This window comes from Allobosea sp. MMO-172, from assembly GCF_037147855.1.
Taxonomy (GTDB): Bacteria; Pseudomonadota; Alphaproteobacteria; order Rhizobiales; family Beijerinckiaceae; genus Allobosea.
In genome coordinates, this window is record NZ_JBBCUM010000005.1 from 241964 (window position 1) to 256665 (window position 14702).

The 14702-nt window shown below is 68.3% G+C and carries 15 protein-coding genes and 1 other RNA gene; 9 read left to right on the forward strand and 7 right to left on the reverse strand.

From position 1 onward, the window contains the following. Position 1: 1 nt before the first annotated feature. Positions 2-3580 carry an AsmA family protein gene (locus WFK61_RS10225; RefSeq protein WP_336811417.1) on the forward strand — a complete coding sequence of 1193 codons (3579 nt, stop codon included), beginning with the start codon at positions 2-4 and terminating at the stop codon, positions 3578-3580. Between the two features lie 287 nt (positions 3581-3867). Here WFK61_RS10225 and WFK61_RS10230 read toward each other — a convergent pair whose 3' ends face one another. From WFK61_RS10230 to WFK61_RS10255, 6 genes are all read right to left on the reverse strand, one after another. Continuing rightward, positions 3868-4092, reverse strand: a complete 225-nt coding sequence (locus tag WFK61_RS10230; RefSeq protein WP_336811418.1) for a ribbon-helix-helix domain-containing protein — start codon at positions 4090-4092, stop codon at positions 3868-3870. Then, a complete protein-coding gene (locus WFK61_RS10235; RefSeq protein WP_336811420.1) occupies positions 4089-4286 on the reverse strand; it encodes a DUF4169 family protein in 198 nt (65 codons plus the stop codon). The genes WFK61_RS10230 and WFK61_RS10235 overlap by 4 nt, the downstream gene beginning before the upstream one ends. Before the next feature lie 15 nt (positions 4287-4301). Continuing rightward, the gene (fumC, locus tag WFK61_RS10240) at positions 4302-5696 is read right to left on the reverse strand and encodes a class II fumarate hydratase (protein WP_336811421.1); all 1395 of its coding nucleotides are present in this window, start codon (positions 5694-5696) and stop codon (positions 4302-4304) included. A gap of 11 nt (positions 5697-5707) precedes the next feature. Next, a complete protein-coding gene (locus WFK61_RS10245) occupies positions 5708-6280 on the reverse strand; it encodes an SspB family protein (protein WP_336811422.1) in 573 nt (190 codons plus the stop codon). Between the two features lie 60 nt (positions 6281-6340). Further along, positions 6341-6726: a transfer-messenger RNA gene (gene ssrA / locus WFK61_RS10250) on the reverse strand. 38 nt (positions 6727-6764) lie between these two features. Continuing rightward, on the reverse strand, positions 6765-7028 hold the full coding sequence (locus WFK61_RS10255) for a hypothetical protein (protein WP_336811423.1): 264 nt from the start codon (positions 7026-7028) through the stop codon (positions 6765-6767). Positions 7029-7243: 215 nt separating this feature from the next. Here WFK61_RS10255 and WFK61_RS10260 point away from each other — a divergent pair, with 215 nt between their 5' ends. From WFK61_RS10260 to WFK61_RS10295, 8 genes are all read left to right on the forward strand, one after another. After that, positions 7244-8038, forward strand: coding sequence for a thymidylate synthase (locus WFK61_RS10260; RefSeq protein WP_336811424.1), 795 nt, complete (start codon positions 7244-7246; stop codon positions 8036-8038). Continuing rightward, a complete protein-coding gene (locus WFK61_RS10265) occupies positions 8035-8517 on the forward strand; it encodes a GNAT family N-acetyltransferase (protein ID WP_336811425.1) in 483 nt (160 codons plus the stop codon). The genes WFK61_RS10260 and WFK61_RS10265 overlap by 4 nt, the downstream gene beginning before the upstream one ends. Before the next feature lie 5 nt (positions 8518-8522). Further along, positions 8523-9038, forward strand: coding sequence for a dihydrofolate reductase (locus WFK61_RS10270; RefSeq protein WP_336811426.1), 516 nt, complete (start codon positions 8523-8525; stop codon positions 9036-9038). A gap of 154 nt (positions 9039-9192) precedes the next feature. After that, a complete protein-coding gene (gene hflK / locus WFK61_RS10275) occupies positions 9193-10362 on the forward strand; it encodes an FtsH protease activity modulator HflK (RefSeq protein ID WP_336811427.1) in 1170 nt (389 codons plus the stop codon). Further along, entirely contained in the window at positions 10359-11285 is a 927-nt protein-coding gene (gene hflC, locus WFK61_RS10280) for a protease modulator HflC (RefSeq protein WP_336811429.1), read from the forward strand. The genes hflK and hflC overlap by 4 nt, the downstream gene beginning before the upstream one ends. Before the next feature lie 18 nt (positions 11286-11303). Continuing rightward, entirely contained in the window at positions 11304-11495 is a 192-nt protein-coding gene (locus WFK61_RS10285) for a DUF2065 domain-containing protein (RefSeq protein WP_257734525.1), read from the forward strand. A 160-nt stretch (positions 11496-11655) separates the two neighbouring features. Further along, complete coding sequence (locus WFK61_RS10290) at positions 11656-13173, forward strand: DegQ family serine endoprotease (protein WP_336811430.1); 1518 nt, start codon at positions 11656-11658, stop codon at positions 13171-13173. Positions 13174-13321: 148 nt separating this feature from the next. Continuing rightward, positions 13322-13663, forward strand: coding sequence for a DHCW motif cupin fold protein (locus tag WFK61_RS10295; protein ID WP_257734527.1), 342 nt, complete (start codon positions 13322-13324; stop codon positions 13661-13663). A 144-nt stretch (positions 13664-13807) separates the two neighbouring features. On the opposite strand, the gene serB is transcribed toward WFK61_RS10295, so the two are convergent. Then, positions 13808-14695, reverse strand: a complete 888-nt coding sequence (serB, locus tag WFK61_RS10300; RefSeq protein ID WP_336811431.1) for a phosphoserine phosphatase SerB — start codon at positions 14693-14695, stop codon at positions 13808-13810. Positions 14696-14702 lie beyond the last annotated feature (7 nt).

Here is a 14702-nt window from a genome sequence, read left to right on the forward strand (position 1 = left end):
TTTGCGTGAGAGTCTGACAGTTCTGGCCGGCCTGCTGGTGCTGGCGCTGCTGGCGGCCCTGATCGGCCCCGGCTTCGTCGACTGGCGCGCCTACCGCCCGCAGATCGAGACGCGGTTGAGCGAGGCGCTCGGCGTCGAGACGCGGATCGGTGGCGCCATCGGCCTGCGCCTGCTGCCCTCGCCGCGCATTGCGCTGGAGGATGTCCGGATCGGACCGGGCGACGGCACGGCAAGCTCCGCCAGCGCCGAACACGCGACCGTGGAGCTGGCGCTGGCGGCCTTGGCGCGCGGCGAATTCCGCTTCTCGGAAGCGCGGCTCGACGGCGCTGCGATCTCGCTCTCGCTGGACGAGGCGGGCATCATCCGCCTGCCCGAGCGCAGCGGGACGGGTATTCCCGCCGGGGCGAGCCTCGACCGCCTGACGATCAGCCGCTCGACCCTGATCTGGCGCGAGGCGGGCAAGCCGGCCGTCACGCTCTCGCCGATCGCGGCCGAGATGTCGGCGGTGAGCTTTGCCGGCCCGTGGCGCTTTGAGGGCGAGGTTGCGGGCGCATCGCTGCGCGTGACCACCGGTGAGATCGAGGCCGACGGCCGGCTCAGGACGAAAGCCTATCTCACAGGCGAGGAGCTGCAGCTCGGCTTCGACGGTGCCCTGCTCTTCCCGAAGGGGGGCGAGGGTTTCGGTGCCGAACTCGACGGCGCCTTCAATCTCTCGCCGGGCGGCGCGGTCGCGCTGGCCGGGCGGATCAAGGGCGGCAGCCGCCAGCTCGACCTGTCCGGGCTTGCTTTGGACGTCGCGGGTGGCGCGGCGCGCCTGGAAGGCGAGGGGCAGTATCTCCCCGGCACCGGCAGGGGCTCGCTGGCATTGCGCGCACGCCGGCTCGATGCCGATGCGCTGACCACGGCGCTGGCCGAGCGGCAAGGTTTCGAGCGCGCCTTGCAGGGTCTGCCGGGCGCCTTCGACATAAGCCTCGATCTCGACCAGCTGATCTGGCGCGGCGAGGATTTCTCGACGCTCGCCCTGCGCGGGCATCTCCATGATGGCGGCTTGAGCGATGCTTCGGCTTCGGTGCGCGTGGCCGGGGCGCTACTGGGCGCGAGCGGCAATCTCGATGGAAATGGGGCTTCGGGGCGGCTCAATCTCAAGGCGGAGGATGCGCGGCGCGTCGGGCTGGTGCTGTCGCGGGCCGGGCTCGATCCGGCGCTGGCCGATTTCATCGCGCGGCTCGGGCGGATCGACGCCGATATCGTCGGCGCCTGGAGCGGCACGGGTGGCCGCTTCCAGCGCCTGCTGGTGGCGGGCTCGTCGGGCCTGCGCCTCGATGCCTCCGGCGAAATCGCGCCGAACCGCATCGCGGCCAAGGCGGCCGTGAACGGGCTCACCCTCGACACCCTTCCGCCCGGCAACAGCCTCTCCGGCCTGCTCCGGCAGCGCGACGTGGCGCTCGATCTGGCGCTCACCAATCTGCGCTTCCGCAACGCGCCGCCGGGCTCGGCCAATCTCGATCTTCGGCGCGAAGGCGATGTCTGGCGGCTGAGCCGGCTGTCGGTCGATGGCTTCGGCGGCGTCGCCGTTACGGGCGCCGGCGCGCTTCTGGCCGAGGGCGGCGAGATTTCCGGCCGGGTGCGGGCGCCGCGCTTCGAGACGTTGACGGCGCTGGCTGGGCCGCTGCTGCCGGAGACGGCGATCCAGGCGCTCCAGCGCGTCGGCGAGGGGCTCACGCGGCTCGATACCGGCTTCCGGCTGACGCGCGCGGCCTCGGGCGAGACCAGCCTGTCGGCGGAAGGCACGGCGGCGGCAGGCCGGCTCAAGCTTGACGGCCGTCTCGACCGGGCCGGCAACTGGAGCCGGGCCGCGCTCGGCTTCGAGCTCAACGATCGGCGGCAGGCTTTCGCGGCGCTGGGGCTGCCGTTGCCGCAGCAGGGTGGGGCGGGGCGATTCAATCTCGAACTGGACCGCGGCAAGGCGACGGGCTCGCTTACCGGACAAGGGCTCTCGATCGTCGTCGAGGATAGCGGGCAGGGGCCCCGACTGACCATGCAGGCGGATGGGGCGGGGCAGATTCTCGCCGAAGGCCCCGCACGGCTGATGCCGGACGGCGTGATCGATGCGTCGGCGCGTCTCGGCCTCGCCGAGGAGGCGATCCGGCTGGACGATATCGCAGCCCATCTCGGCGGCATGGCGGTGAACGGTTCGCTGCTGCTGCCGCGAGAAGGGCGCGCTTCCGGCCGCATCGCGGCGCCGACAGCCGATCTGCGCCCGCTGATGGGTGCGGCTCTTGGGCAGGCGGCGGCGACGCCGAACGTGCTCTGGTCGACCGGGCGCTTCGGGCGCGTGGCGGGCTTCCCCGATTTCGACATCGCGGTTGAGGCGGGGACGCTTCTCGCCTTCGATGGCGGGGCGATCCGCAATGCCAGCTTTGTCCTGCGTTCGGATCAGGACGGGCTCAGGATCGACGATATCCGCGGCAGCTATGGCGAAGGGCAGGTCGCGGGTCGGCTCGGCCTGAGACGCGATGGCGGGCTGGCCCAGCTCAATGGCCGGCTGAGCCTGATGGCGGTCGATCTCGGCGAATTCACCAGGGGTGCCGTCGGCGGCAAGGCCTCGGGACAGGTCGAGTTCGGTGGTTCGGGCGAGACGCCGGCGCGGCTGGTCGCAGGCTTGAGCGGGGCCGGCAGTCTGACGCTCACCGCCACGCGCCTCTCACGCTTCGATCCCAACGCCTATGCGCGGATCATCGCCGGCACGGGCGAGGATGCGTCCGAAAGCGACGCATCGCGCCTGCAGGATCGCCTGAGCGAAGCGCTCGACAAGGATGCCTGGGCGCTTGGCGATGTCACGCTGCCCTTCACATTGGCCGGAGGTTTGATCCGGCTCCAGCCTTTCGCCTTCGAGCGCAACGGGCTGCGTGCCGAAGCGAGCGGCATCCTCGACCTGCGCGCGCTGACCGCCGATCTCAGGCTCGGCCTCAAGCCGCTGGGAGCCCTGCCGAAGGGCTGGCCGGGCGATGCGCCGCAGATCGGCATCGCCTGGCGCGGGCCGTTGTCGAACCTTCGGCGCGAGAGCGATGTCAGCGCGCTGTCGAATACGGTGGCGGCGCGAGCACTGGCACGCGAGATCGAGCGGGTCGAGGCCTTCGAGGCCGATGCGCGCGAGCGGGCGATGCATGCGCGGCGCCTGCGGGCCGAGCGCGAGACGCGCGAGAACGAGCGCAAGCTCGCCGAATTCCTGAAGGCGCAGGAAGAGGCCCGCCTTGCCGAGGAGAAGCGGCAGGAAGAGGCGCGGCGCATCGAGGAACAGCGCCGCCAGGCCGAGGAGAAACGTGCCGAGGATATGCGGCGTGCCGAGCAGGCGCGGGCGGAACTCGAAGCGCGGCGTCGGGCGGAAGCCGAGGAACGCGCCCGCGCCGCGGCCGAACGGGCGGCTGCCCAATCGGCCGCGCCGCAGGCTCAGCCGCAAGTGCAGCCTGGCCCGCTGGTCCTGCCCGGCGCGCCGCTGACCAGCTCGCCGGAAGGGGCGGTGCAGGCTCCAACCGGTGGCGTTACCCCGCCGCAACCGCGCGGCGTGCCGTTGCGTTGAGAGCTTGATTTAATCGCTTCGTGAACTGATTTCGGAGTTTGCGGCAAGCCGTTGAAGAAAAATGACTTGGCGGGTGATCTCGCCGCGGTGGGTCGTACCTGTTCGAGGCAAAAACCTCTTGTCATTCCGGGGCGCGCCGGAGGCGCGAACCCGGAACCCACGACTGGGTGAGACATCTCATTCCCCGTTGCAGGCGGCTCGCCCAGTCGTGGGTTCCGGGTTCTTCGCTGCGCGAAGCCCCGGAATGACAAAGGGATGAGGAATGGACTTGCGGTTGACCGCGCAATCTACGAGCTGCCCGCCAGCTTCCGATAATGCGCGAGCGCATGGAGCCGCAGGGCGGAGGAGAGGTTCAGCTCGCCCCGGCCGGAATCGACTTCGGCGACGAGGGCGGCGATGGGGCGATCCTCGCCGGCCGCGATCTCCTTCAGGGCCTCCCAGAAGGGGGCCTCCAGCGAGATGCTGGTGCGGTGTCCGGCAATGCTGAGCGAGCGCTTGCGCTCCGGCTTCATGCCGGCTCCGGCTCGTCGTCGCGGTCGAGCTTGTGCCCGTCGATATGGCGGGCGGCCTTGTCGCGCTCGGCTTCGGTCTGCTTGCGCTCGGCCTTGGTGCGGCCGAACGAGATGCGGTTCTGCTCGGCCGTCTTCTCGGCCTCCGCCCGCGCCTTCTGCTTGCGGACCTGGCGGAGGTTGATGATCTCGGCCACGGAAACCGCCTTGCGTCAGGCCGGGCCGAGCATCAGCTCGGGCTTGACCGTGGCGTCGAAGAGTTCGGCGTCGACGCCGGCCTTCAGCGCTTCCTCGCGCAAGGTCGTGCCGTTGTGATGGGCGGCCTTGGCGATGCCGGCGGCCTTGTCATAGCCGATGGCCGGCGCCAGCGCCGTCACCAGCATCAGCGAGCGCGAGAGCAATTCCTTGAGCTGCGCCTCATTGGCCTCGATGCCCTCGACGCAGTTGACGCGGAAGCTCTCGGCCGCGTCGGCCAGCAGCCGCACGGACTGGAGGAAGGCGGCGGCGATCACCGGCTTGAAGACGTTGAGCTCGAAATGGCCCTGGCTCGCGGCGAAGCCGACCGTCGCCTGGTTGCCGTGGACCTGGGTCGCGACCATGGTCAGCGCCTCGGCCTGGGTCGGGTTGACCTTGCCCGGCATGATCGAGGAGCCCGGCTCGTTCTCCGGCAGGCTGATCTCGCCGAGGCCCGAGCGCGGGCCGGAACCCATCAGGCGGATGTCGTTGGCGATCTTGAACAGGTCGGAGGCGAGCGCGGCCAGCGCGCCATGGGCGGCGGCGAGCGCGCCATGGCTCGCCAGCGCCTCGAACTTGTTCTCGGCGCTGCGGAAGGGCAGGCCGGTCAGCGTCGCGGCTTCCTTGGCGAAGAAGGCAGCGAAGTCGGGATGGGCGTTGAGGCCGGTGCCGACGGCGGTGCCGCCCTGCGCCAGCGCATAGAGGCCGCCGAGAGCCGCCTCGATCCGGCCGATGCCGAGATGAAGCTGCATCGCATAGCCGGAGAATTCCTGGCCGAGCGTGACCGGGGTCGCGTCCTGGAGATGGGTGCGGCCGATCTTGACGAGATGCTTGAAGGCCTCGGCCTTGGCGTTCAGCGCCTTTTCGAGATTGCGCAGCGCCGGCAGCAGGCGGCGGGTGATCTCCAGCACGGCGGCGATATGCATCGCGGTCGGGAAGGAATCGTTCGAGGACTGGCCGCGATTGACGTGGTCGTTGGGATGGACCGGGCTCTTGGCGCCAAGCCCTGCGCCGAGCAACTCATTGGCGCGGTTCGCCAGAACCTCGTTGGCGTTCATGTTCGACTGGGTGCCGGAGCCGGTCTGCCAGATCACCAGCGGGAAATGCCCGTCGAACTTGCCGGCGAGCGCCTCGTCGGCCGCATGGGCGATGGCGCCGGCGACGCGCTGGTCGAGCAGGCCGAGCTTGGCGTTGACATGGGCTGCGGCCTTCTTGACCAGCACCAGCGCATGGACGAGCGGCAGCGGCATGCGCTCGCTCTCGCCGCCGATGCGGAAGTTCTCGAGGGAGCGCTGGGTCTGAGCGCCCCAATATCGATCCGCCGGCACGGCGATCGGGCCGAAGGAATCGGTTTCGGTGCGCGTCTCGGTCATGGCGTCCGTCGTCAGGGCTTCTTGCGGAAGGAATCGAGGCTGACCACTTCGGCGCTGCCTCGGCTGTCATCGCCCTCGGTGGCCGGCTCCGCTTTCGCGGATGCGGCGGCCGGCTCGGCGGCGGGCGCCTTGCTCTTCGCAGCCGGGAGGGCGGCCGGCACGATCTTGGCCGGTGCGGGCGCCGGCTCGGAAGGCTCCGCTTCCGCCGAAGCTGGCTCCTCGGCCTGGTCCTGCGCCTCGAACTTCAGGCCGAACTGGACGGAGGGGTCGAAGAAGGTCGAGATCGCGTCGAAGGGAACGAGAAGCCGCTCCGGCACGCCGGAGAAGGACAGGCCGACCTCGAAGGAATGCTCGCCGACGCTCAGGTCCCAGAACTGGTGCTGGAGGACGATCGTCATCTCTTCGGGATGCTTCTCGCGCAGGCGCTGCGACAGGCGCACGCCCGGCGCACCCGTGCGGAAGGTCACGTAGAAATGGTGCTCGCCCGGCAGCCCGTCGCGTGCGGCCTCCGTCAGGATCTTGCGGACCACGCCCTTCAGCGCGTCCTGCACCATGAGATCGTAACGAAGAACATCCTTGGACATCGAGTCGTGGTTTCCGCTTGCAGGTCCGGCGGGAACAGCCGGCAGGCCGTCAGAAAAAGAAGTGGAGGCTTCTGTTGCCAGGCGCCTCCGGGCCCCGCCTTACGTCGCTAAACGGAAGGACTTAGGTTTGGGAACCAGCACCGCTCACGCGGCGACAGCAACCCGAGCATTGTTGTCGTTGGCAACTATGCAATGGCCCGATAACGGCGGAACCATTCCGAGCAAAAGGAAGACCTTTACACCCTCGTCGATCCTATTTCGCCCCCGCCGCAGCCCTGCAACCGACTGGCTGCACGTTCCTGCCGCTCGCGCTGCAGGGCTGGGGTGGAGGCGCCGGGTACCGCCCCCGGGTCCGAAAGGCTTATTACGTAATCCGTTTATCGCCATAGCCGTTCTTGCGAGCGGCACTTCCGAATATAGGGAAGCCCGCGGCGTTGGCAAAGGGTTCTGATACGTTTTCAAGAACGAGTGCGGTTTCTCCGCCTCAATCGAGAATGCGTCCATTTCTGATGTCGATGTCGAGGCTCATCTCGTCGTCCTCGACGGTGCGGCCGGCGACCTCCCAGCGATCGTCCAGGCGGACGATCTCCTCGACATGGACGAGCCCGGCGCTCCAGGCGATGTCGCGCGCCTGCCGCTCCGAGATCGTCGCGTTGGCATAGGTCTCCTCGCCCTGCGCCGAGAGCGCGATCAGGGCGTTGAGAGCGAGCGCCGCCAGCAGGCGGCCGGGTGCGTTCAGGGTCGGCATATCGACTATCCCCACGAATCAAGCGCGCGATGAGCGGCGCCGATTGGGGCGGGTTTGCGGACGGGAGAGGCTCACGGAACGTCGCGTTTGCGTGAGGTGGCAGGCTCCCGCCACAGGCTGGCAGGGGCTGCGGCAAAGGCTGGGGATGCCTGCCTGCCGGGCAGGGCCAAGCCGCCCGCGAGCCGCTATAGTCGCGCGCCTTCCAGAGAGTCGCCATGCGCCAGTATCACGACCTGCTCCAACGCGTCCTGACCGAGGGCGTCCGCAAGGACGATCGCACGGGCACCGGCACGCTTGCCGTCTTCGGGCATCAGATGCGCTTCGACCTGTCGGAAGGGTTCCCGCTGGTCACGACCAAGAAGCTGCATCTGAAATCGATCATCCACGAACTGATCTGGTTCCTGCGCGGCGACACCAATGTGCGCTACCTGCAGGAGAATGGCGTCACGATCTGGGACGAATGGGCCGATGCCAATGGCGATCTCGGCCCGGTCTATGGCCGGCAGTGGCGCTCCTGGGCGGCGCCCGACGGGCAGGTGATCGACCAGATCGCCTGGCTGGTGAACGAGATCCGCCGCAATCCGGATTCGCGCCGCCTGATCGTCTCGGCCTGGAACCCCGCCGATATCCCGAAGATGGCGCTGGCGCCGTGCCACTGCCTGTTCCAGTTCTTCGTCGCCAACGGCAAGCTCTCCTGCCAGCTCTACCAGCGCTCGGCCGACGTCTTCCTGGGCGTGCCCTTCAATATCGCGAGCTATGCCCTGCTGACCCATATGGTGGCGCAGGTGACGGGGCTCGGCGTCGGGGATTTCGTGCATTCCTTCGGCGATACGCATCTCTACGTGAACCACCTCGATCAGACCCGGCTGCAGCTCTCGCGCGAGCCGCGCGCGCTGCCGAAGTTGACGCTCAACCCGGCGGTGACGCGGCTGGAGGATTTCCAGTTCGAGGACGTCACCATCACCGATTACGACCCGCATCCCGGCATCAAGGCTCCGATCGCAGTATGACGCTCTCCATCCGCTCCGCCCGTCCCGGCGAGGCCGGGCTCGTGCTCGGCTTCATCCGCGAGCTCGCCGAATACGAAAAGCTGCTGCACGAGGTCGTCGCGACCGAGGCCGAGATCGAGGCCGCCTTGTTCGGGGAGAACCCGAAGGCGTTCTGTGACATCGCCGAATGGGACGGCCAGCCGGTCGGCTTCGCCGTGTGGTTCTATACCTATTCGACCTTTTCCGGCCGGCACGGCATCTGGTTGGAGGACCTCTATGTCCGGCCGGACCAGCGCGGGCGCGGCATCGGCAAGGCCCTGATCGCGGGACTGGCGCGGCGCTGCGTCGAAGAGGGGCTGCCGCGCCTCGCCTGGTGGGTGCTCAACTGGAACGAACCCTCGCGCGTCTTCTATCGGGCGCTCGGCGCCAAGGCGCAGGACGAGTGGACCGTGAAGCGGATGGAAGGCGAGGCGCTGGCGAAGCTCGGCGCGGAGGCTTGAGCGCCATGCAGGCTCTTCCGGTCGTCCTCGTCGCGGCCATCGCCGATAACGGCGTGATCGGCAGTGATAACAAGCTGATCTGGCGGCTCAGGACCGACCTGCAGCGCTTCCGCCGGCTGACGACCGGCTGCCCGATCATCATGGGGCGCAAGACCTATCTCTCGATCGGCAAACCCTTGCCGGGGCGCCAGACGGTGGTGCTGACGCGGGATCGCGCTTTCCAAGCCGAGGGCGTTCATGTCGCCCATGATGTCGCCGAGGCGCTGGCGCTGGCACAGAGGCTCGGGCAGGAGATGGGCGCCCATTCCGTAATCATCGGCGGCGGCACCGAGATCTACGCGCAGATGCAGCCGCTGGCCGACCGGCTCGAACTCACCATGGTCCATGCGCAGCCTTCCGGCGACGCCGTGTTCCCGGACTGGGACAGGGCTGCCTTCGCCGAGACGGCGCGGGAAAGCCATGCCGCCGATGCCGAGAACGAGCATCCTTATACCTTCGTCACCTATGCCAGGCGCGGCTGATCGCCGCTTTCCGTTCACGATGAATGGCTTGCGCCGTTGACGAATCCATGGCCCATGACCAAGTCAGCCCAGCGCCTTCGCTCGAAGGCGCTGACAAGCGGCCGTCATTTGCTTATGGCTCGGCCTCGACAGAACGAAAGGGAACGGCTCGCGAATGCCTTGGAGCAATCAGAGCGGCGGTGGCAGCGGCGGGGGTGGACCCTGGGGCCAGCGCGGAGGTAATGGCGGCGGCGGTCCCTGGGGCGGCGGTTCAGGCGGTGGTGGCGGGGGCAATGGCAACCCGCCCGATCTCGAGGAGATCCTGCGGCGCAGCCAGGACCGGCTGAAGAATCTGGTGCCGGGTGGCAATATCGGCGGCCGCGGCCTGATAATCGGCGGGCTCCTGCTGGTCCTGCTCTGGCTCGGCTCCGGCATCTATTTCGTGCGGCCCAACGAGGTCGGCCTCAACGTCGTCTTCGGCCGCTTCGCCGGCAAGACCGGCGAAGGCGCCAACTGGAACTGGCCCTATCCGATCGGCAGCGTGATCAAGCCGCAGGTGACCAACGTCATCACCACCGAGGTCGGCTTCCGCACGGTGGAATCGGTACGCACGTCGCGCCAGACCGATGTCATCGAGGAGAGCCTGATGCTCACCGGTGACGAGAACATCGTCGATATCGATTTCATCGTGCAGTGGCAGATCGACCCGGCCGCGCCGGAGAACTACGTCTTCAACATCCAGGACCCGCCGGGCACGGTGAAGGCCGTGGCCGAGGGCGCGATGCGCGAGATCATCGGCCGCCGCAACATCCAGCCGGTGCTGACGACCGATCGCAGCGCGATCGAGACCGAAGTGCGCCAGCTGATGCAGGAGACGCTCAACGGCTACAATGCCGGCGTGCAGATCCGCCTCGTCCAGCTGCAGAAGGTCGACCCGCCGCAGCAGGTCATCGACGCCTTCCGCGACGTCCAGGCGGCGCGTGCGGACCAGGAGCGCCTGCGCAACGAGGCCCAGACCTATGCTAACCGCGTCGTGCCCGAGGCACGCGGCCGCGCGGCCGGGCTCGTCCAGTCGGCGGAAGCCTTCAAGGAGCAGACCGTCGCCGAAGCGCGCGGTCAGGCCAGCCGCTTCAACGCGGTCTACGAGCAGTACAAGAACGCTCCGGGCGTGACGCGCGAGCGTCTGTTCCTGGAGACGATGGAACGCATAATGGGCGGTACGGACAAGATCATCCTCGACAACCCCGCGGGCGGGCAGGGCGTGGTGCCCTATCTGCCGCTCGACCAGCTCAACCCGGGCCGCCAGGCCCAGGGCTCCCGCCAGCAGGGAGGAGCCATCCGATGAACGGCTCCTTCCTTCGTGCGGGCCTGCTGGTCGTCGTCGCGGCCGTCGCGGTCGTGCTCTACGCCTGCACCTTCGTGGTTTCGCAGACGCAGTCGGCGATCGTGCTGCGCCTCGGCGCGGTGCGTGCGGTCAAGACCGCGCCGGGCCTCTACTTCAAGTGGTTCGCGCCGGTCGAGACGGTGACGTTGCTCGACAACCGCATCCTCGATCTCGACCTGCCGGCGCAGGAAATCATCGCCTCGGACCAGAAGCGTCTCGTGGTCGATGCCTTCACGCGCTACCGCATCTCGGACCCGCTGCGCTTCTACCAGGCGGTCAACAACATCCCGCGTGCGAACTCGCAGCTCGCCTCGATCGTGAACGGTAACGTTCGCTCGGTGCTGGCGGAGGCGTCCTTCATCGCGATGGTGCGCACCGAGCGTTCGCGCCTGATGAACCGCATCCGCGACGAGGTGAACCGCGAGGCGGCGCGCTTCGGCATGACCGTCGTCGACGTCCGTCTGCGGCGCGTCGATCTGCCGGCGGCGAACTCCGCGGCGGTGTTCCAGCGCATGCAGACCGAACGCCAGCGCGAGGCGGCGGAAGCGCGCGCGCTCGGCGGCCAGCAGGCCCAGGAAGTCCGGGCGCGGGCCGACAGGGATGCGACCGTCGTTGTCGCCGAGGCGCAGCAGCGCTCGGACGTGATCCGCGGTGAGGGCGAGGCGGAGCGTAACAAGGTCTTCGCCGAAGCCTTCGGCAAGGATCCCGAGTTCTTCGCCTTCTATCGCTCGATGCAGGCCTATGAGGCCAGCATCAAGCCGGGGGACACGCGGATGGTGCTGACGCCGGATTCGCCGTTCTTCCGTTTCTTCAACGGCCCGAACGCGCAGCGTCAGGATGGCCAGGCCGCGGCGCCTGCCCAGCCTGCGCCGGCCCGGCCCTGATCAAGGCGAGCGACGCGCATGCTGGATTTCATCGCGGCGCTCGGCCTGGTCTTCGCTATCGAGGGCATTCTCTTCGCCGCGATCCCAAATCTGGCGAAGGATGCCCTCCGGAGCGCGGCGGAAACGCCGGTGGACCGGATGCGGCTCATCGGCATCGGCTCGGCCGTGCTGGGCGTGATCCTGGTCTGGCTCGCGCGCGGCGTCTGGTAAGCGCAGGGGCAGCCACGCTATCGTGTTCGATGACATGATCGTGCGTCGCCCTTCCGCCGCATTTCGGAGTTCAATCATCGGGCGCGTCCGTCTGCCTCGCGGCATCGGGCGCGCCTGCCTGCATTCATCGGCCCGCATTCTTCCGAACATGAGGACCCCTATGGCATCGAACACCCTTTCCGCAGCCAGGCCTGTCCGCATCGCTCTCGCTGCCGGCGTCGCCGGCCTCGCGCTGCTGGCCTCGCCGGTGCTGGCGCCGGGGCATGCGCAGGCCAACACGCCGCTCCTCCAGGGGCAGACCTCGCTTGCCGATCTCGTCGACAAGGTCATGCCGGCGGTGGTCAACATCGCGGCGGTCACCACCAACGACCAGAAGGGCCGCAACCTGCCGCAGCTGCCGCAGCTCGGCCCCGACACGCCCTTCGGCGACCTGTTCGAGGAATTCTTCAACCGCCGCAACCAGCAGGGCGAGCGCCAGGCGCCGCAGCAGCGCCGCTCGCAATCGGCCGGCTCCGGCTTCGTGGTCGATCCCTCCGGCATCGTGGTCACCAACAACCACGTCATCGGCGACGCCAACGAGATCACGGTGATCTTCAATGACGGCCTGCGGCTCAAGGCCGAGGTGATCGGCAAGGACAGCAAGGTCGATCTCGCCGTGCTGCGGGTGAAGCACGACAAGCCGCTGCCGGCGGTCAAGTTCGGCGATTCCGACAAGATGCGGATCGGTGACCCCGTGATGGCGATCGGCAATCCGTTCGGCCTCGGCGGCTCGGTGTCCTCGGGTATCGTCTCGGCCCGCAACCGCGACATCAGCCAGGGTCCGTACGACACCTATATCCAGACCGACGCGGCCATCAACAAGGGCAACTCGGGCGGCCCGCTGTTCAACATGGCCGGCGAAGTCATCGGCATCAACACGGCCATCCTGTCGCCGACCGGCGGCTCGGTCGGCATCGGCTTCGCCGTGCCCTCGACGCTGGCGACCAATGTCGTCGACCAGCTCAAGGAGTTCGGCGAGACCCGGCGCGGCTGGCTCGGCGTGCGCATCCAGACCGTCGATGACGCCACCGCCGAAGCACTTGGCCTCGGCACCGCGCGCGGCGCGCTCGTCGCGGGCATCGACGAGAAGGGCCCGGCGAAGCCCGCCGGCCTGGAGACCGGCGACGTGATCGTCAAGTTCGACGGCAAGGACGTGAAGGATTCGCGCGATCTGCCGCGCATCGTCGCGGCGACGCCGGTGGGCAAGGACGTGCCGGTCCTGATCATCCGCAAGGGCAAGGAGGAGACCAAGACGGTCAAGCTCGGCCGCCTCGAGGATGGCGAGAAGGTCCAGTCGGCCTCGGCGAACAAGCCTGCGGCCGAGCCGGCCAAGCCCGTGGTGACGAGCGCGCTCGGCCTCGAATTCTCGCCGCAGACGGACGAGCTGCGGAAGCGCTACTCGATCAAGGACGGCCTCAAGGGCGTGGTCATCACCAAGGTCGATGCCAATTCGAACGCCGCCGACAAGCGCGTCCTCGTCGGCGAGCTGATCGTCGAGGTCGGCCAGGAGCCGGTCAACGCGCCGCAGGACGTGACCAAGCGTCTCGATGCGCTGAAGAAGGAGGGCAAGAAATCCGCCCTCCTGCTCGTCTCGAACGGTCAGGGCGAGGTCCGCTTCGTCGCCGTCTCGATGAACTGAGACCGGCAGAAACGACAGAATGCGAAGGGCGGTCCGGCAGGGCCGCCCTTTTTCATGCCTTGTCCGCAGGTCGGTCGCGTCAAGCGCGCGCTGGCGCGTTCCCGCCGAACGCGGCTAGAGCTTGGAGCCCGCGCCCGGAGAGACCGAGATGAAGCTCAGCGAAATCCCCTTCGTCACCACCGACTGGGCGACGATCCCCGTGGAGCGCCATGCCGGCGACAGCGGCGAGGCGACCTGGCGCGTCCAGTATTTCGGCCCCGAGGACAACCGCATCCGGGTGCGGATGGTCGAGTACTCGCCCGGCTATGTCGCCGATCACTGGTGCTCGAAAGGGCACATCATCCTGTGCCTCGAAGGCGAGATGGAGACCACGCTCGCGGACGGGCGTGTTCTGCCGCTGCGGGCCGGCATGAGCTATCAGGTCGCCGACAATGCCGAGGCGCATCGCTCCGCGACCAAGACCGGTGCGAAGCTCTTCATCGTCGACTGAAGCGCTGCTCTTAGACGCGAGTTGTCCCGGGCGACCGGAGGGAGACCCGGGACCCATTCCGGAACCTCACCGGCCGCGCTCCGGAATGGATCCCGGATCTTCGCTTCGCTCCGTCCGGGATGACCCGCGGTCCTGAATGTAAGGTCAGCTCCGGACGATCTCGCTGCCCGTATAGCCCTGGGCGTAGAGCAGGGCGGTGAGATCGGCATGGTCGAGCCGCGCATCGGCTGCCGCCGCCACCGCTGGCTTGGCGCGGAAGGCGGCGCCCAATCCGGCCTCGCCAAGCATCGCAAGGTCGTTGGCGCCGTCGCCGACGGCTATGGTCTGCGCGGGCGCGAGCTTGAAACGGGCGCGCAGTTCGACGAGCGCGTCGAGCTTGGCCTGCTTGCCGAGGATCGGATCGGCGACCGTGCCGTTCAGAATGCCGTCATGGGCGATGAGCGTGTTCGAGCGGTGCTCGTCGAAGTCGATGGTCTGGCCGATCGGCCCGGTGAAGACGGTGAAGCCGCCCGAGACGAGGGCGGTGTAGCCGCCATTGGCGCGCATGGTCCGGACGAGCTCGCGCCCGCCGGGCGTCAGCGTGATGCGGTCGCGGATGATCTCCCCGACGACGGAAAGCGGCACGCCCTTCAGCAGGGCGACGCGCTCGCGCAAAGCCGGCTCGAAATCGATCTCGCCGCGCATGGCGCGCTCGGTGATCGCGGCAACATGCTCCTTCAAGCCCACGAAGGCGGCGAGCTCGTCGATGCATTCCTGGCCGATCATGGTCGAATCCATGTCGGCGAGGAACAGCGCCTTGCGGCGCGTCGCCGCCGGCTGGACGATCACGTCGATCGCGGCGCCGTCCAGAGCGGCCCGGATATCCGCTTCGAGCTTGCGTGCATCGTTTGCTTCCGCGAAGAGGTCGGCAGCGATTTCGCCGTCGAGCGCGGCCGTGCCGGTGATGCCGGGCAGGGTGCGGGCAAGGCGGGCGAGAAGGGCTTCGCCGACCAGCGCCTGGCCGTGGGCGGATACGAGTGTGGCGACGAGCATGTGAGGA